Raw genomic sequence first — 16,672 nt, 5'->3', positions numbered from 1 at the left:
CGGCCGGCGTTCCTCGGAGCGTCGGCCGGTTGAACCGGCGTCGCGGACGGCCGCTCGGGCTTCGGTTCCGGGGGTCCCGGATGCGTCGTCACGTTCGAGGAGGATCGAGACATGACAGGTCTGGCGCCTGCCAAACGCCCAAACCAGCTCTTTCGCAATCTGACTGCCAAGATTGCGTCCATTCCGATGATCCTGATTGCGCTCGGGATTTTCCTCGGCGGCTCTCTCTGGACCGTCGTCTACTCCTTCACCAATTCCAAGCTCCTGCCGCGGGCGACTTTTGTCGGGTTCGACCAGTTCGAGCGGCTATGGGCATCGTCCCGCTGGATCATCTCGATTCAGAACCTGGCGATCTACGGCATCCTTTCGCTGATCTTCAGCATGGTCATCGGCTTCCTGCTGGCGGCGTTGATGGACCAGAAGATCCGGTTCGAGAACACCTTCCGGACGATCTTCCTTTACCCGTTCGCCTTGTCCTTCATCGTTACCGGCCTTGTCTGGCAGTGGATCCTCAACCCGGAATTCGGGGTCCAGGGCATTGTCCGCTCCCTCGGCTGGGAGAGCTTCACCTTCGATCCGCTCTACAACCCGGACATCGTCATCTACGGCATCTTGATCGCCGGCTTATGGCAGGGCACGGGGCTCGTCATGTGCCTGATGCTCGCTGGCCTGCGCGGGATCGACGAGGATATCTGGAAGGCCGCGCGCGTTGACGGCATCCCGATGTGGCGGACCTATCTGTTCATCGTCATCCCGATGATGCGGCCCGTATTCATCACGACGCTCGTCATCATCGCAAGCGGCATCGTCAAGGTCTACGACCTTGTCGTGGCCCAGACGAGTGGCGGCCCCGGCAACGCTTCCGAGGTGCCCGCCAAGTATGTCTACGATTACATGTTCCAGGCGCAGAACCTCGGCCAGGGCTTCGCCGCATCCACCATGATGCTGCTGACGGTTGCCATCATCATTATCCCGTGGGCCTATCTCGAGTTCGGAGGGAAGAAGCGTGGCTAACATCTCCACCCTCAACACCACGGCGGCAGGTTTCGATGCCGTCTCCGATCAGGTCGCGAGCGGTCCCCGAGGGCGCAAACCCCGGCGCGTGCTCTCGGCCCGCAACATCATGCTCTACGGCACGCTCTTCGTTGCAGCGCTCTACTACCTCCTGCCGCTCTACGTGATGGTGGTCACCTCGCTCAAGGGCATGCCGGAAGTGCGCATGGGCAACATCTTCGCGCCGCCCATGGAGATCACCTTCGAGCCGTGGGTGAAGGCCTGGGCGGAGGCCTGCACCGGACTCAATTGCGATGGCCTCTCGCGCGGTTTCTGGAATTCGGTCCGGATCCTGATACCCTCCGTCGTGGTTTCGATCGCAGTCGCCTCCGTGAGTGGCTATTCGCTTGCCAACTGGCGCTTCAAGGGCTCCGAGCTTTTCTTCTCGATCCTGATCATCGGTGCCTTCATCCCTTACCAGGTGATGATCTATCCGGTCGTCATCGCCCTGCGCGAACTCGGCGTATACGGCACGCTGACAGGACTCGTCATCGTCCACACGATCTTCGGCATGCCAATCCTGACGCTGCTGTTCCGCAACTACTTCGCCTCGCTGCCGGTCGAGCTGTTCAAGGCGGCGCGTATCGACGGCGCGGGTTTCTGGCAGATCTATTTCCGCATCATGCTGCCAATGGCGCTGCCGATCTTCGTCGTCGCGATGATCCTGCAGGTGACCGGTATCTGGAACGACTTCCTGTTCGGCGTCGTGTTCACCCGGCCGGATGTCTATCCGATGACCGTCCAGCTCAACAACATCGTCAACTCCGTCCAGGGCGTGAAGGAGTACAACGTCAACATGGCCGCGACGCTTCTGACGGGGGCGGTACCACTGATCGTCTACTTCCTGTCAGGCCGGCTTTTTGTCCGCGGCATCGCCGCAGGTGCAGTGAAGGGGTAAGTACTTCCATGAACAACAGCGTATCCATCCGCGACCTCTCGCTCTCCTTTGGTGCCGTCAAGGTGCTGCAGAACATGAATCTCGATATCAGGGACGGCGAATTCCTCGTTCTTCTCGGGTCTTCGGGATGCGGCAAGTCCACGCTCCTCAACTGCATCGCCGGCCTCCTGGAGCCGACCGACGGCCAGATCTTCATCAAGGGCCGCAACGTCACCTGGGAAGAGCCCAAGGACCGCGGCATCGGCATGGTGTTCCAGTCCTACGCGCTCTATCCGCAGATGACGGTTGAGAAGAACCTTTCCTTCGGGCTGCGGGTCGCCAAAGTTCCCAAGGAGGACATCCAGCGCCGGATCGCGCGTGCCGCCGACATCCTGCAGATCCAGCCGCTCCTCAAACGCAAGCCGGCCGAGCTTTCCGGCGGTCAGCGCCAGCGCGTGGCGATCGGGCGGGCGCTGGTGCGTGACGTCGATGTCTTCCTGTTCGACGAGCCGCTGTCGAACCTCGACGCCAAGCTGCGCTCGGAGTTGCGGGTCGAGATCAAGCGCCTGCATCATTCTCTCAAGAACACGATGATCTACGTCACCCATGACCAGATCGAGGCCCTGACGCTTGCCGACCGAATCGCCATCATGAAGAGCGGCGTGATCCAGCAGCTCGACGATCCGGTGACCATCTACAACCGTCCGGTCAACCTCTTCGTTGCTGGCTTCATCGGCTCGCCGTCCATGAACTTCCTGCACGGAGAACTCGTGGAAGAGGGCGGGCGCACCGTCTTCAAGACCCACGGCGTCTCGTTCTCTCTGGACGGATACGAGGCCGAGGGGGCGCTTACTCCTGGCCGGAAGGTAGTGCTAGGTGTCCGGCCAGAACACATCCATGTCGACAACCATCAGGCAGGTGCCGAGATGCACGACGCGGTGGTCGATATCGAGGAGCCCATGGGTGCGGACAACCTGCTGTGGCTGAAGCATGCGGGGCACACCATGTCGGTGCGCACTGGCGGCGCCAAGCGCTTCGCCCCGGGAACGAAGCTTCAGATGTCCTTCGACATGTCGGTTGCCTCGCTGTTCGACGCAGAGACCGAAGAACGGATCTGATCGCCGATGTCCATCTCCCGCCTCGACATCTCCGGGATCTGGCAGCTCGCTGAGGCGGGGGGCGACCATCGGTCCGCTATGCGGGTCCCCGGCGACGTCCACACTGCGCTGAAAGAGGCCGGCATCATTCCCGATCCATATGTCGGCCGCAACGAGGATCAGGTCCAGTGGGTCGCCGAGCGGGAATGGGTGATCGAGCGGCAGTTCGTCATCGATGATCCGGACGGCAACTGGTATCTCGACATCACCTATCTCGACACGGTGGCGGTCGTCTTCATCAATGATGTGCCGGTACTCTCTGCCGATAACTGCTTTCGCCGCTACCGACCGGATGTTTCCGCCGCGCTGCAGGCGGGCGTGAACACGATCCGCATCCACTTTCACTCCAGCATTGCGGCGGGAGCGGAGCGTCAGGCGCGGCAGCCTTTCTACATTCCTTATTCGACCGGCAACTGCCCCATCCCGAACGGAAACATGCTGCGCAAGCCGCAGTGCCATTTTGGGTGGGATTGGAACATTGCGCTGGCACCGCTCGGGCTCTACGGCGAGATTTTGCTGAGGCGGCTTGAAACGGCGCGGATCGAGCACGTGGTCACCAGCCAGAGACACGCCGAGGGCAAGGTCGATCTGCACGTGGCGCTGACGCTCTATGCTGTGGACCCGGGCGTCGTGCCGGTGCATTTTGATCTCGATGGCGAGCGCGTTCGGCTGGATTGCGGCATTGCCGCCGGTGAGACCACGATCCACCACGTCTTCGAGATCTCCGAGCCCCGGCTCTGGTGGCCGGCAGGGAGCGGTGAGCAGAACCTCTACCGGCTGACGGTAGAGATCCCCGAGGATCAGGTGACGCGGCAGGTCGGCCTGCGCACCGTCGAACTGGTGACCGACCCGGACGAAGCCGGCAGCCGTTTCGCCTTCCGCATCAACGGCCGCGAGATATTCTGCCGAGGCGCCAACTGGATTCCGGCCGACGCGCTGTTTTCCCTCTCGAGCCCGCAGAAGACGGAGGACCTGCTGCAGTCCGCGGTAGACGCCAACATGAACATGCTCCGCGTCTGGGGCGGCGGCTTCTATGAGCACGACTGGTTCTACAACCTTTGCGACCGGCTGGGCCTGATGGTCTGGCAGGACTTCCAGTTCGCCTGCAACCTTTACCCTTCGACGCCGGACTTCCTAGAGGATGTGGCGGAGGAGGTGGACTACCAGGTCCGCCGGCTCGTCTCGCATCCTTCGATCGTCGTCTGGTGCGGCGACAACGAGCTTGTTGGTGCGCTGACCTGGTTCAAGGAGTCGATCGAGAACCGCGACCGCTATCTGGTCTCCTACGATCGCCTGAACCGGACGATCGAACAGGCGCTGAAAGCGGCTGCACCAGAGGCGATCTGGTGGCCGTCGAGCCCGGCATCCGGCTACCTCGATTACGGTGACGCCTGGCACGCCGATGGTTCAGGCGACATGCATTACTGGTCGGTCTGGCACGAGAACAAGAGCTTCGACAACTACCACTCGGTCCGCCCGCGCTTCTGCTCGGAGTTCGGCTTCCAGTCCTATACCTCGTTGCCGGTCATCCGGACCTATGCAGAGGCCAAGGACATGAACATCGCCTCTCCGGTGATGGAGCACCACCAGAAGAACGCCGGTGGCAACGAGCGGATCGCGGCGACGATGTTCCGCTATTTCCGCTTCCCAAAGGATTTCGCAAACTTCGTCTATCTGAGCCAGGTGCAGCAGGCACTCGCGATCCGGACCGCCGTCGATTACTGGCGGGCGCAGAAACCTCATTGCATGGGGACGCTCTACTGGCAGCTCAACGACACCTGGCCGGTCGCCTCCTGGTCGAGCCTCGACTATGGCGGCGGCTGGAAGGTCCTGCATTATGTCGCGCGACGCTTCTTCCAGCCGGTCGCGGTTGCTGCCATTCCGTCGGAGGACGGGTCGGATATCCGCATCTCGCTGGTCAACGACACGATGGATGACGTGACCGTCACCATCAGTCTCTCGACCGTCTCGCTCGACGGGACCCGCACGCCGATCAATAGCGTCGACGCCCTCTGCTCGCCGGATGCGGCGGTGACGGCGGTCGCCCTGTCTGCGTCAGACCTTCCGCCGGATGCGATCCTGTTCTGGAGCTTCACCGCAACGAACGGCATGGGCGGGGAGGGGCACTACGTCCACGGCACCTACAAGGCGCTTGATCTTGCACCGCCGGGGCTCGAGGTCTCTATGTCGCCGGGCGGTGCCGGCGCGATGGACCTGGTGGTTCAGGCGTCCGGTCTTGCGCTCTTCGTGATGATAGAAAGCGACACAGCTGGCCGTTATTCCGACAACGCCTTCGACCTTGCCGCCGGCGAATGCCGCCGCATCACCTTCACTCCTTCGGAGCCGAGTGCGGCTGCACCGGTCTTCCGCATCTACGACCTCTATTCCTGCCAGTCGGCAGATTGAACCTTTCAGCAGAAGGGCCGCCGGCCCAGGAGGATGACATGACGAAACTCGGTTTCCAGCTCTATAGCGCGCGCAATTTCCCGCCGCTCGCCGATACGCTCACCGCGCTCGGTAAGACCGGTTATGCGGAAGTCGAAGGTTATGGCGGCCTCTATGCGAGCATGGACGAAAGCCAGTTGAAGGCGATCAAGGCCGATCTCGACGCCAATGGCCTGACCATGCCGACGGGTCACTTCGGGCTTGATCTTCTTGAGAAGCAGCCGGAACAGGCACTGCTGATCGCCAAGACGCTCGGCATGGAGGCGATCTACTGCCCGCATTTGGTCGCCGATCTGCGCCCTACGGATGCCCCCGGCTGGCGCGCCTTCGGCAAGCGTCTGTCGGAAGCCGGCAAGCGCTACAAGGATGCCGGCTACACCTTCGGCTGGCACAACCACGACTTCGAGTTCAAGACGCTGGAAGACGGTACGACCGCACAGGAGCAGATCCTTGAAGGCGGCCCGGATCTCGCCTGGGAAGCCGACATCGCCTGGGTCATCCGCGGCGGCGCCGACCCCATGGCCTGGATCGACCGCTACGGCGACCGCATCACCGCTGTCCACGTCAAGGACATCGCGCGTGCCGGTGAAAATACGGACGAGGATGGCTGGGCCGATGTGGGCCACGGGACCGTGGACTGGAAGGGCCTGATGGCGGCGCTACGCGAGAAGACGCCCGCGAAGCACTTCATCGTCGAGCACGATAACCCCAACGACCTGGAACGGCTGATCTCCCGCTCGATCGCAGCCTTCAAGACATACTGATACATTAGCATTTCGGAGCCCCATATGGCCAAGGAACTCGGCGTCGGCATCATCGGATGCGGCAATATCTCCATCACCTACCTGGCGCTGGCGCCGCTGTTCAAGGGCATCAAGATGCTCGCCTGCGCCGACCTCAATCCGGAGGCTGCGCAGTTGCGGGCGAAGGAATACGGGGTGAAGGCGCAGACGATCGACGAACTGCTCGCCAATGACGAGCTGGAGGTCATCGTCAACCTGACGATCCCGGACGCGCATTTCCGCGTGTCGAAGGCAATCCTGGAAGCCGGCAAGCACGTCTACTCGGAAAAGCCGCTGGTTCTGTCGCTCGAGGAGGGCGAGGAACTGCGGCGGATTGCGAAGGATAAGGGGCTGGCGATCGGCTGCGCGCCGGACACCTTCCTCGGTGGCGCACACCAGCTGGCGCGCAAATATGTCGACGAGGGCGGAGTCGGCCGTATCACGTCCGGCACCTGCCATGTGATGAGCCCGGGCATGGAAATGTGGCATCCCAATCCCGGCTTCTTCTTCCTCAAGGGGGGCGGTCCGATCCTCGACCTTGGCCCTTACTACGTCGCGAACCTGATCAACCTGATCGGACCGGTGAAGCGCGTCGCAGCACTCACCTCGATGGCCAACCCGACGCGCACAGTCACCAGCCAGCCGCTTGCCGGGACGGTGCTTCCGGTGGAGACGCCGACGAACATCCATGCGCTGCTGGAGTTTGCCAACGGCGCGACGATTACCATGTCAGCCAGCTGGGATGTCTGGTCCCACCGTCATGCCAACATGGAGCTCTACGGCACCGAGGGATCGCTCTACGTGCCCGACCCGAACTTCTTCGGCGGTCTCGTGGAAGCCTCCGGCCGCGACAAGGACATCAAGCCGCTGCCCGTTTGGGATCATCCGTTCTCCAAGGCCAACCAGGAGCACCCGAGCGGCCCTCGTGCGAATTATCGCACCGCCGGCCTTGCTGACATGGCCATGGCGCTGATCGAGAAGCGCGACCCGCGCTGCTCCCTCGACCGCTCGCTGCATGGCATCGACGTTTTGACCTCGATCCTGAAATCGGGCGAGGAGGGACGGTTTGTCGACATGACCACCACCTGCACACAGCCGGAGCCGCTCGGCATCGATGAGGCGCTGGCGCTTCTGCGCTGATCGGCTATCAATGCGGTGCGGGCCGTTCGCGCCCGTACCGCATTTCAAGGACAAGGAGGATGTCATGGCCTGGCAACCGGCAGACGACCGCTATTCGAAGATGAAGTATAACCGCTGCGGCCGCTCGGGGCTCAAGCTGCCGGCAATCTCGCTCGGCCTCTGGCACAACTTCGGCCACGACACGCCGCACGACCGCAAGCAGGCGATCTGCCGCAAGGCCTTCGACCTCGGCATCACCCATTTCGATCTCGCCAACAATTACGGCCCCCCGGGCGGTAGCGCCGAGATCGCATTTGGGGAGATCCTGCGCAACGATTTCTCCGGTTACCGCGACGAACTGATCATCTCGTCCAAGGCGGGCTACGGCATGTGGCCTGGTCCCTACGGCGAGTGGGGCAGCCGCAAGTATCTGATCGCCTCCTGCGACCAGAGCCTGAAGCGCATGGGCCTCGACTATGTCGACATCTTCTATTCGCACCGCTTCGACCCGGACACGCCGCTGGAAGAAACCTGCGGCGCGCTCGATCACATCGTGCGGTCGGGCAGGGCGCTTTATGTCGGCATCTCCTCCTACAACTCGAAGCGTACGCGCGAGGCAGCAGCCATCCTGAAGGAACTCGGCACGCCGATCCTCATCCATCAGCCCAGCTATTCGATGATCAACCGCTGGATCGAGGAAGACGGCCTCCTCGACACGCTCGAGGATCTCGGCATCGGCTCCATCGTCTTCTCGCCGCTGGCGCAGGGCATGCTGACGTCGAAATACCTCTCCGGCATTCCGGAAGACAGTCGCGCAGCACAGAGCAAGTCGCTGCGTCCGGCTTTCCTCAACGACCGCAATGTCGAGAACCTGCGTGCGCTGAACGCGATCGCCGAAAAGCGCGGCCAGACGCTGGCGCAGATGGCGATCGCCTGGGTGCTGCGTGGCGGCCGGGTCACTACCGCGCTCATCGGCGCCAGCCGTCCGGAGCAGGTCGAAGACTGCGTCAAGGCGCTCGACAATCCGGAGTTCACCGCCGAGGAACTGGCGGAGATCGACCGTCACGCGAAGGAGGCGGACATCAACCTCTGGGCCGCCTCCGCGGAACGCGAGGGACCGCAGCGCTAGCATCGACGAAAGGTGCCCGGCGGGAAGCTGCCCGGCACGACCTAAGGGAGGAGAGACATCATGATCCGCAACCCGATCCTGCGGGGCTTCAACCCCGATCCGTCGATCTGCCGCGTCGGGGAGGATTACTACATCGCCACCTCCACCTTCGAATGGTATCCCGGGGTTCAGATCCATCATTCCCGGGACCTGGTGAACTGGACGCTGGTGCGCCGGCCGCTGGAGCGGGCAAGTCAACTCGACATGCGCGGCAATCCGGACAGCTGCGGGATCTGGGCGCCCTGTCTCTCCTATGCCGATGGCCTGTTCTGGCTCGTTTACACCGACGTCAAGCGCTACGACGGCAATTTCAAGGACGCCCACAACTATATCGTCACCTCGCCGACTATCGAAGGGGAGTGGTCGGACCCCGTCTATGTGAACTCCTCCGGCTTCGACCCGTCGCTCTTCCATGACGATGACGGCCGCAAGTGGTTCGTCAACATGCAGTGGAACCACCGCACGGAAAGCTATGGTGGCGCGCCGAAAAGCCCCGCCTTCGACGGTATCCTGCTGCAGGAATGGGATGCCGGGACGAAGTCGCTGAAGGGGCCGATCAAGAACATCTTCGCCGGCAGCCCGCTCGGACTGGTCGAGGGGCCGCATCTCTTCAAGCGCAACGGCTGGTACTACCTGACGACGGCCGAGGGCGGTACCGGATACGACCACGCCGTCACCATGGCTCGGTCGCGCGCTATCGACGGTCCTTACGAGATGCATCCGAACACGCATCTCATCACGTCCAAGGATGCTCCGAATGCCGTCCTGCAGCGGGCAGGGCACGGGCAGTATGTTGAGACCCCGGATGGGCAGGCCTATCATACCCATCTCTGCGGCCGTCCGATGCGGCCGAAACGGCGCTGCACACTCGGTCGCGAGACGGCTCTGCAGAAGTGCATCTGGGAGGACGACTGGCTCTATCTCGCCCAGGGCGGTGTCGTTCCGGAGGTCGATGTCCCGGCGCCAGTAGATGTCGAGCGGCACGAAAAGGCGTCGCGCATCGAGACCCGGTTCGAGCCGGGACCGCTGCCGATGGAATTCCAGTGGCTGCGCACACCACAGCCGGAGCGTCTCTTCAGCCTTTCCGAGCGGCCGGGTCATCTGCGCCTCCATGGGCGTGAAAGCATCGGCTCGTGGTTCGAGCAGGCGCTTGTCGCGCGGCGGCAGGAGCACCACTCCTTCCGCACTGAGACGACCGTCGACTTCCTGCCCGATACCTATCAGCAGGTGGCCGGCCTGACGCACTACTACAACCGCCATAAGTTCTATGCAGTGGTGGTGACGCTCCACGAAAAGCTCGGCCGCGTGGTGACGATCTTCTCCTGCCCGGGCGATTTTCCGCACGGCCGCATGATCTTTCCGGCCGGCAGCGGCGTGGCGATCCCGGATGGCCCGGTCGATCTGACTATGGACATCCGCGAGAACGACCTGCAGTTCTCCTGGCGGGCTGGTGGTAGCAACGATTGGCAGGCACTCGGGCCCGCGCTTGATGCAGGAGTCATCTCAGATGAGGGCGGCCGGGGCGAACACGGCTCGTTTACCGGTGCCTTTGCAGGAGTCTTCGCCTTTGACACCTCGGGACGGGCAAGGCCGGCGGACTTCAGTCGCTTCGTCTACCAAGCGCTGGAGGGCTGAAGTTAAATATAAACGTCGACGAATAAACCGCTCCAATCACTACATCACCGGATGGTGACATGAATCAAAAGGGCGGCAGGGGCCGCCCTTCACCCGATTAGTCCGCCGTCTGCTTTAAGCGCCGGACAGGCAGGCCTTGAGGTTTGTCGCTATCGATCGCATCAGGTCGAAATAGAGATCCGAGCCTTCTGTCAGCGTGGCACCCTCGGGATCCAGCGTGCCCGAGCGGGCGTCCGTGCCTTCGGTCACCACCTGGATCAGCTTCGGCTCGAACTGAGGCTCGGCAAAGACGCAGGCGGCGTCAAGCTCCTGCACCTTCCGACGAATCTCCTGTACCCGTTCAGCCCCTGGCATCACTTCCGGAGAGACAGTGACCGAGCCGACGACGCGCACGCCGTAGTGGTTCTCGAAATATTGGTAGGCATCGTGGAAAACGACTAACGGCTTGTCCTTCACCGGCGCAATTGTTTCAGCAATCTCCTTGTCGAGTGCATCGATCCTGCCGTTGAGCGAAACCAGGTTGGCGGCGTATGCCTCCGCGTTCTCCGGATCCGCTTCGGCGAGGGCCTTTTCAATCGCAGCAGCCATGGCCTTGGCATTCATCGGGTCGAGCCAGAGGTGGGTGTCGAACTCGCCGTGATCATGGTGATGGTCTTCCGCCGGCCCACCGGCGTGGTCGTCATGGCCGGGGTCGTCCTCCGCCGTCTCCTCATGATCGTGGCCGTGGCCCTCATCGTCATGCTCATGTGCCTCGAAGGCGCCGGCTTCTCGGAATGGCAGCTTGGTCAGGCCTTCCGCATCGTCGAGTTCGACGACGGTCGCGTCGGACGCCAGCGCCTCCAGCGGCTTCTTCAGAAAGGCCTCCATGCCGGGTCCCATCCAGAATACCATGTCGGCGCCCTCGACTGCCCGGGCATTGGAGGGTTTCATCGTGAAGGTATGGGGCGAGGCAGCACCTTCCACGATCAGCTTTGGCTCACCGACACCCTTCATGATGGAAGCGGCCAGCGAGTGGATCGGCTTAATGGACACTACGACCTCCGGAGCAGCGGCGGCTGCCGAGGCCGAGAGGAGCATGGAACTGGCTAGGAGAAGGGCGCGAGCTTTCATAGTGACTTCCTTGTCGGGCTTGTAGGGGAACGTAATGTTATTACATAAGTTGCGTTATGCTATAACGTGTGTCATAGCGGCAGGCAACCGGGCGCGAGAAAAAGATGCTGATGCAAGACAAGAGCGGTTCGCAGGGCCGCAATCAACTCGTCGACCTGCAGAGGGCAGGGATCCAGCGCAATGGACGCTGGCTGGTGCGGGGCGTCGATCTTTCGATCAGCCGCGGCGAAATCCTCACGCTAATCGGCCCGAACGGGGCGGGCAAGTCGACGACGGCAAAGCTTGTCACCGGCGTGCTGCGTCCCAGCGAGGGCACAGTCGCCCGTGCCGGCGACCTTCGCATTGGTTACGTGCCGCAGAAGCTTTCGATCGACTGGACCATGCCGCTATCGGTCCGCCGGCTCATGCGTCTGACCAATACGCTTTGCGACGCCGATCTGCTTGCCGCTCTTTCCGCCACAGGCATCTCTCATCTGATCGATGCCGAGGTGCGCCATCTTTCGGGCGGAGAATTCCAGCGGGCACTACTGGCCCGCGCCATCGCTCGAAAGCCGGACCTGCTCGTTCTCGACGAGCCGGTGCAGGGAGTCGATTTTGCGGGCGAGACAGCGCTCTACGACCTTATCCGCCAGATCCGCGATGCGACCGGCTGCGGCATCCTGCTCATCTCTCACGACCTGCACATGGTTATGGCGGCGACTGACACCGTGATCTGCCTCAACGGCCATGTCTGCTGCCGCGGCACGCCCGACAGCGTCAGCCGCAGCGAGGACTATCAGCGGCTCTTCGGTGCCAATGCCCGTGGGCTTGCGCTTTACAGCCACCAGCACGACCACACGCATCTGCCGGACGGCCGTGTCCTGCATGGCGACGGCTCCATCACCGACCACTGTCATCCCGAAGACGGCCATCATCATGACCATGACGGACACGACCACCATGGCCACGGTCACCACGACCATGGCAGGCAGGACGGGGAGGCGACGCGTCATGCTTGATGACTTTTTCATTCGCGCGCTGCTCGCCGGTATCGGCGTGGCGGTGACTACCGGGCCTCTCGGCTGCTTCGTCGTCTGGCGGCGGATGGCTTATTTCGGCGACACCATGGCCCATTCGGCGCTTCTCGGCGTCGCGCTGTCGCTGCTTCTTTCGCTCAACCTGATGGTGAGCGTCTTTGCTGTCGCAGTGGTGGTCTCGCTCATCCTGCTCGTCCTGCAGCGTCGGCAGGCACTTTCAGCGGACGCGCTTCTCGGCATCCTGTCGCATTCGACGCTTGCCATCGGCCTCGTTCTGGTCGCCTTCATGAGCTGGGTCAGAATCGACCTCATGGCCTTCCTGTTCGGCGATATCCTCGCGGTCACTCGTCAAGACATCGCACTGATCTGGGGCGGTGGACTGGTTGTGCTCGCCGCGGTCGTCTGGCTCTGGCGCCCGCTGGTCGCCTCCACCATCAGCGAGGACGTCGCGGAAGCTGAGGGGCTGAAGCCGGAGCGGGCGCGGCTTCTCTTCATGCTGATGATGGCACTGGTGATCGCGATCGCGATGAAGATCGTCGGCATCCTGCTGATCACGTCGCTGCTGATCATTCCGGCCGCCACCGCACGCCGCTTCTCCCCAAGTCCGGAGCGGATGGCGGTGCTCGCGTCCGTGATCGGAGCGCTGGCGGTTGCAGGCGGGCTGTTCGGATCCCTACATTACGACACGCCGTCCGGGCCATCCATCGTGGTTGCCGCGCTGGTGCTCTTCATCGCCAGCCTGCTGCCGTTCAACCGCGCCGGAGCGGACACCACTAACGGAGGAATTCGTTCATGACCGCTCCCGCGCTGACCAAGAACCAGTCGCTGGTCTTCGACGTCTTGTCGCGGTCGGATGCGCCGCTCAGCGCCTATACCATTCTCGACAAGCTGCGCGAGCACGGCTTCCGGGCGCCCCTGCAGGTTTATCGTGCGCTGGACAAGCTCCTGGAGCGCGGCATGGTTCACCGGCTGGAAAGCCTCAACGCCTTCGTTGCCTGTGCCCACCAGGAGAAGGAGTGCTGCGGCGGCCACGGCCATGGCACCGTTGCCTTCGCGATCTGCGAGAGCTGCGGCCATGTGGTCGAGTTCCACGACCACGCCGTCGACCATAGGCTAGACGACTGGGCTCGACAGCGGAAGTTCAAGCCGGCCAAGACGACGATCGAGATCCGTGGCCTTTGCGATGCCTGCGCGGCCTGAAGCGTGTCGCAGGAGGTAGGCGGGTGGCTATTGTCTTCTTGTAACAAGAAGTTGACGTAAGCTTCCGTTTCCTCTATGTAGCGCACATCGATAGTTTGTTTGCCGATATTTGTTTTTTGCCGCGCCTCGCGCGTTTCTTGACGAACTTCCCTCTCTCAAAGATCGAAACCCCGCCGGGCGTCGCTCGGTGGTAATTCTCGTTGCTAAGAAAGGGTTCGTCATGACCACTGGCACAGTAAAATGGTTCAATTCCACCAAGGGCTTCGGCTTCATTCAGCCGGATGACGGCAGCTCCGACGTCTTCGTTCATATCTCCGCTGTAGAGCGTGCAGGCATGAACTCGATCGTCGAAGGGCAGAAGCTCGGCTTCGAACTTGAGCGCGATCACAAGTCGGGCAAGATGTCCGCAGGCCAGCTGCGCGCTGCCTGACGCTTTTTCGCCGCGATGACCACGGATGTACTGGAATTGCGGCTAGAGGTTCAAGAAGGCCAGGCGTAATGTCTGGCCTTTTCTCGTTGCGGGCGCAGGCGTTTCTGCACATCCTGGAACCGGCGGGTTGGACCCGTGACACAACGACTACAATGAAGAGGACTGACGATTGAGACACCCGAACGACAACGGTTTCGCGGAACGGCGTACTGCCGCGGCAGATGCAAAACGCCAGCTTCTGGCGAAGTTCGCTTCTGCGCCGAAGCCGACCGACCCTGAAATGCAGGAAAAGCTCGCTGCCCGCGAGGCAGTAAGCCTGGCCCGTGAAGCGCGGCGCGCCGAGCGGGAGGCGCTGAAGGCTGCCGAACGCGAGCGGGAACTGGCCGAGGCGGCAGCACTGGCAGCCGCGGCCGAAGCAGAGGAACGAGCCGAAGCGGAAGCCCGTCAGGCCGAGATGGCCGATCGTGTCTCCCGCGTGATTGCGGACGAGGCAGCGCGCAAGGCAGAGCGCGACCGGCGCTATGCGGCCCGCAAGGCTCGTCAGGCCTGATCCACTAACTAGCTGCGTCGACCATGATGCAGCTACCGCCCGCGGAGGACTGCAGGGCGAGCAACACGGACCCACACAATGAACGCACATGTCTATCCGCCCGCTCTAGATGTCGAAGATGATTCACGCGCGTGGCTGAAGACGCTGGCAAAATACCGCCAGCCCCGTATCCGCAGGAGCGCGTTCGAGTTGCTCGTTACGCTGGTGCCATTCGCGCTGTTTTGGGCTATCGCCTGCTATTCGCTGTTGAGCGAATTTTGGCCGGGGCTGATCGCCATCCTGCCCGCCAGCGCTTTCCTGCTCAGACTGTTCATGATCCAGCACGACTGCGGTCACGGATCGTTCTTCGCCCGCCGCAAGCTCGACGACTGGACCGGTCGACTGCTCGGGGTTCTGACGCTGACGCCTTACGACTACTGGAAGCGCGCTCATGCTGCCCATCATGCCTCCGCGGGCAATCTGGACGAACGGGGCGTGGGTGACATCACGACCCTGACGGTCGCGGAATATCGTGCGCTTTCCCAGTGGGGGCGGCTGGGCTACCGGCTCTATCGGCATCCGCTCGTGATGTTCGGCATCGGCCCGGCCTATCTCTTCCTGCTCAAGCAACGGCTGCCGTTCGGGATGATGAGATCGGGTGCTGCACCGTGGATCTCCGCGATGGGGACGAATGCGGCGATTCTCGCCCTTGCCGTCGCCATCATCGGCACCGTCGGTGTCGCACCGTTTCTGCTGATCCACTTGCCGATCGTTCTGCTTGCCGGTGCTGCGGGCATCTGGCTCTTTTACGTGCAGCACCAGTTTGAAGAAACGCACTGGTCGCCGGGCGAGGACTGGGAGTTTCCTCGGGCTGCCCTGCACGGCGCGTCGCACTATGACCTGCCGCCGGTCCTGCAGTGGCTGACCGGCTATATCGGCATCCACCATGTGCATCACCTGGCGAGCCGCATTCCCTTCTACCGGCTCCCGGAAGTCCTTCGCGACCATCCGGAGTTGGCAGGCATTGGCCGTATCACGATCTTGGACAGCCTGCGGTGCGTAAAGCTGGTGCTCTGGGACGAGGAGCGCGAAAAGCTGGTCTCGTTCCGAGCCGCCGCTCAATAACTCACAGCCCCGGGTCAGCCATGACCGGTGCTATCATATTCCAATAGGATCTACGAAAGACGAAAAGATGATCGAACTGACGCCGACCCAGGTTCGGGGACTGAAGCTTGCCAAGGACGGTGACGTCCATCCGCAGGAAGGCAAGAAGTGGACGCATCTCGATGCGCAGGTAACATATGCCAGGAACGACCGCTTCAAAGAGCGGCCGCAGAAGATCAAGTTCCTGACGACGGCGACGCTGAAGGAACTGCGCGAGCACGGACTGGTGAAGCCCTTGAACGATGGGGTTGCTCCAGAGGAATCGCCGCATGCCATCACCATGGCAGGCAAGATGCATCTCCTGAAGATCAAGTAGCGTTACCGGCTCCCGTGCGCGTTACGGCGACGGACGGGGTCAAAGCGCCCGCAGGTCACGGGCGTAGAGCTTCGAGCGCTCGACATAGTGGGCGGCCGATTTCCGCAGCGCCGCCACCGCCGTCTCGTCAAGCGTGCGGATCGCCTTCGCGGGCGATCCGACGATCAGCGAGTTGTCCGGGAATTCCTTGCCCTCGGTGACCAGCGCATTGGCGCCGACTAGGCAGTTGTTGCCGATCTTCGCGCCGTTGAGAACGGTCGCGCCCATCCCGACGAGCGAGTTCTCGCCGATCGTGCAGCCGTGGATGATGGCGTGATGGCCGATCGTGCAGCTGTCGCCGATGGTCACGGGGAAGCCAACATCGTTGTGGATCATCACCCCTTCCTGGATATTTGTCGCCGCGCCGAGAATGATCGGCTCGTTGTCACCACGCAGCACGGCGCCAAACCAGATGCCGACGTCTTCGCCGATATGTACGTCGCCAATGACGGTCGCCGTCGGCGCGACCCAGTAGCGGTCGGGGGAAGGGGTCTTCGGCTGAATGTCTCCCAAGGCGTAAAGCGGCATGATTGTCTCCTCCCGGACGTGGCGGCGCCCTGGTGCTATGCCGGGCGCGATTCCATACCATCCTAGCGGCAGACGAGGACGAGCAAAACTGGCGAAGGTGTCGC

The 16,672-nt window shown here is 62.4% G+C and carries 17 protein-coding genes; 15 read left to right on the top strand and 2 right to left on the bottom strand.

The genetic code is table 11. The features are described from left to right. The first annotated feature begins 111 nt into the window (after window positions 1–111). From NT26_RS09400 to NT26_RS09365, 8 genes are all read left to right on the top strand, one after another. Window positions 112–1,014: a carbohydrate ABC transporter permease gene (locus NT26_RS09400; RefSeq protein ID WP_052638555.1), complete on the top strand. Its 903-nt coding sequence runs from the start codon at window positions 112–114 to the stop codon at window positions 1,012–1,014. Beyond that, window positions 1,007–1,951, top strand: coding sequence for a carbohydrate ABC transporter permease (locus tag NT26_RS09395; protein ID WP_052638554.1), 945 nt, complete (start codon window positions 1,007–1,009; stop codon window positions 1,949–1,951). Before NT26_RS09400 ends, NT26_RS09395 begins: the two co-directional genes overlap by 8 nt. 8 nt (window positions 1,952–1,959) lie before the next feature. Continuing rightward, the gene (locus tag NT26_RS09390; RefSeq protein WP_052638552.1) at window positions 1,960–3,048 is read left to right on the top strand and encodes an ABC transporter ATP-binding protein; all 1,089 of its coding nucleotides are present in this window, start codon (window positions 1,960–1,962) and stop codon (window positions 3,046–3,048) included. Window positions 3,049–3,054: 6 nt separating this feature from the next. Continuing rightward, on the top strand, window positions 3,055–5,493 hold the full coding sequence (locus NT26_RS09385; RefSeq protein ID WP_052638550.1) for a beta-mannosidase: 2,439 nt from the start codon (window positions 3,055–3,057) through the stop codon (window positions 5,491–5,493). Between the two features lie 38 nt (window positions 5,494–5,531). Beyond that, a complete protein-coding gene (locus NT26_RS09380) occupies window positions 5,532–6,296 on the top strand; it encodes a sugar phosphate isomerase/epimerase family protein (RefSeq protein WP_052638547.1) in 765 nt (254 codons plus the stop codon). Window positions 6,297–6,320: 24 nt separating this feature from the next. Then, entirely contained in the window at window positions 6,321–7,454 is a 1,134-nt protein-coding gene (locus tag NT26_RS09375) for a Gfo/Idh/MocA family protein (RefSeq protein WP_052638544.1), read from the top strand. A gap of 64 nt (window positions 7,455–7,518) precedes the next feature. Further along, on the top strand, window positions 7,519–8,562 hold the full coding sequence (gene mgrA, locus NT26_RS09370; protein ID WP_052642008.1) for an L-glyceraldehyde 3-phosphate reductase: 1,044 nt from the start codon (window positions 7,519–7,521) through the stop codon (window positions 8,560–8,562). Window positions 8,563–8,622: 60 nt separating this feature from the next. Next, window positions 8,623–10,236 carry a glycoside hydrolase family 43 protein gene (locus NT26_RS09365; RefSeq protein WP_052638542.1) on the top strand — a complete coding sequence of 538 codons (1,614 nt, stop codon included), beginning with the start codon at window positions 8,623–8,625 and terminating at the stop codon, window positions 10,234–10,236. 114 nt (window positions 10,237–10,350) lie between these two features. Here the strand turns inward: NT26_RS09365 and znuA are convergent, their stop codons facing one another. Further along, window positions 10,351–11,346, bottom strand: a complete 996-nt coding sequence (gene znuA, locus NT26_RS09360) for a zinc ABC transporter substrate-binding protein ZnuA (protein WP_052638540.1) — start codon at window positions 11,344–11,346, stop codon at window positions 10,351–10,353. Window positions 11,347–11,456: 110 nt separating this feature from the next. Between znuA and NT26_RS09355 the strand changes: the two genes are divergently transcribed. The 7 genes from NT26_RS09355 to NT26_RS09325 all read left to right on the top strand — a co-directional run bounded on the left by NT26_RS09355 (window position 11,457) and on the right by NT26_RS09325 (window position 16,001). Next, window positions 11,457–12,344 (top strand): ATP-binding cassette domain-containing protein, encoded by an 888-nt coding sequence (locus NT26_RS09355; RefSeq protein ID WP_244467686.1) that lies wholly within the window; start codon window positions 11,457–11,459, stop codon window positions 12,342–12,344. Continuing rightward, a complete protein-coding gene (gene znuB, locus NT26_RS09350; protein WP_052638536.1) occupies window positions 12,337–13,158 on the top strand; it encodes a zinc ABC transporter permease subunit ZnuB in 822 nt (273 codons plus the stop codon). The genes NT26_RS09355 and znuB overlap by 8 nt, the downstream gene beginning before the upstream one ends. Further along, the gene (locus NT26_RS09345; RefSeq protein WP_052638534.1) at window positions 13,155–13,562 is read left to right on the top strand and encodes a Fur family transcriptional regulator; all 408 of its coding nucleotides are present in this window, start codon (window positions 13,155–13,157) and stop codon (window positions 13,560–13,562) included. The genes znuB and NT26_RS09345 overlap by 4 nt, the downstream gene beginning before the upstream one ends. A gap of 220 nt (window positions 13,563–13,782) precedes the next feature. Beyond that, complete coding sequence (locus NT26_RS09340; RefSeq protein ID WP_052638532.1) at window positions 13,783–13,992, top strand: cold-shock protein; 210 nt, start codon at window positions 13,783–13,785, stop codon at window positions 13,990–13,992. Between the two features lie 169 nt (window positions 13,993–14,161). After that, entirely contained in the window at window positions 14,162–14,542 is a 381-nt protein-coding gene (locus tag NT26_RS09335; protein WP_052638530.1) for a DUF6481 family protein, read from the top strand. Between the two features lie 78 nt (window positions 14,543–14,620). After that, window positions 14,621–15,646: a fatty acid desaturase gene (locus NT26_RS09330; protein ID WP_052638528.1), complete on the top strand. Its 1,026-nt coding sequence runs from the start codon at window positions 14,621–14,623 to the stop codon at window positions 15,644–15,646. Window positions 15,647–15,713: 67 nt separating this feature from the next. Then, window positions 15,714–16,001, top strand: a complete 288-nt coding sequence (locus NT26_RS09325; protein WP_052638527.1) for a hypothetical protein — start codon at window positions 15,714–15,716, stop codon at window positions 15,999–16,001. Window positions 16,002–16,040: 39 nt separating this feature from the next. Here NT26_RS09325 and NT26_RS09320 read toward each other — a convergent pair whose 3' ends face one another. Further along, on the bottom strand, window positions 16,041–16,568 hold the full coding sequence (locus tag NT26_RS09320) for a gamma carbonic anhydrase family protein (protein ID WP_052638525.1): 528 nt from the start codon (window positions 16,566–16,568) through the stop codon (window positions 16,041–16,043). Between the last annotated feature and the right edge of the window lie 104 nt (window positions 16,569–16,672).

This window comes from Pseudorhizobium banfieldiae, assembly GCF_000967425.1.
Taxonomy (GTDB): Bacteria; Pseudomonadota; Alphaproteobacteria; order Rhizobiales; family Rhizobiaceae; genus Neorhizobium; species Neorhizobium banfieldiae.
This window is presented reverse-complemented; position numbering and strand designations above follow the sequence as displayed.

Coding starts and splice junctions, on each gene's coding strand:
- znuB (WP_052638536.1), top strand. CDS start 12,337: ATGCTTGATGACTTTTTCATTCGCGCGCTGCTCGCCGGTATCGGCGTG.
- mgrA (WP_052642008.1), top strand. CDS start 7,519: ATGGCCTGGCAACCGGCAGACGACCGCTATTCGAAGATGAAGTATAAC.
- NT26_RS09385 (WP_052638550.1), top strand. CDS start 3,055: ATGTCCATCTCCCGCCTCGACATCTCCGGGATCTGGCAGCTCGCTGAG.
- NT26_RS09400 (WP_052638555.1), top strand. CDS start 112: ATGACAGGTCTGGCGCCTGCCAAACGCCCAAACCAGCTCTTTCGCAAT.
- NT26_RS09375 (WP_052638544.1), top strand. CDS start 6,321: ATGGCCAAGGAACTCGGCGTCGGCATCATCGGATGCGGCAATATCTCC.
- NT26_RS09330 (WP_052638528.1), top strand. CDS start 14,621: ATGAACGCACATGTCTATCCGCCCGCTCTAGATGTCGAAGATGATTCA.
- znuA (WP_052638540.1), bottom strand. CDS start 11,346: ATGAAAGCTCGCGCCCTTCTCCTAGCCAGTTCCATGCTCCTCTCGGCC.
- NT26_RS09345 (WP_052638534.1), top strand. CDS start 13,155: ATGACCGCTCCCGCGCTGACCAAGAACCAGTCGCTGGTCTTCGACGTC.
- NT26_RS09365 (WP_052638542.1), top strand. CDS start 8,623: ATGATCCGCAACCCGATCCTGCGGGGCTTCAACCCCGATCCGTCGATC.
- NT26_RS09380 (WP_052638547.1), top strand. CDS start 5,532: ATGACGAAACTCGGTTTCCAGCTCTATAGCGCGCGCAATTTCCCGCCG.
- NT26_RS09320 (WP_052638525.1), bottom strand. CDS start 16,568: ATGCCGCTTTACGCCTTGGGAGACATTCAGCCGAAGACCCCTTCCCCC.
- NT26_RS09390 (WP_052638552.1), top strand. CDS start 1,960: ATGAACAACAGCGTATCCATCCGCGACCTCTCGCTCTCCTTTGGTGCC.
- NT26_RS09340 (WP_052638532.1), top strand. CDS start 13,783: ATGACCACTGGCACAGTAAAATGGTTCAATTCCACCAAGGGCTTCGGC.
- NT26_RS09355 (WP_244467686.1), top strand. CDS start 11,457: ATGCAAGACAAGAGCGGTTCGCAGGGCCGCAATCAACTCGTCGACCTG.
- NT26_RS09325 (WP_052638527.1), top strand. CDS start 15,714: ATGATCGAACTGACGCCGACCCAGGTTCGGGGACTGAAGCTTGCCAAG.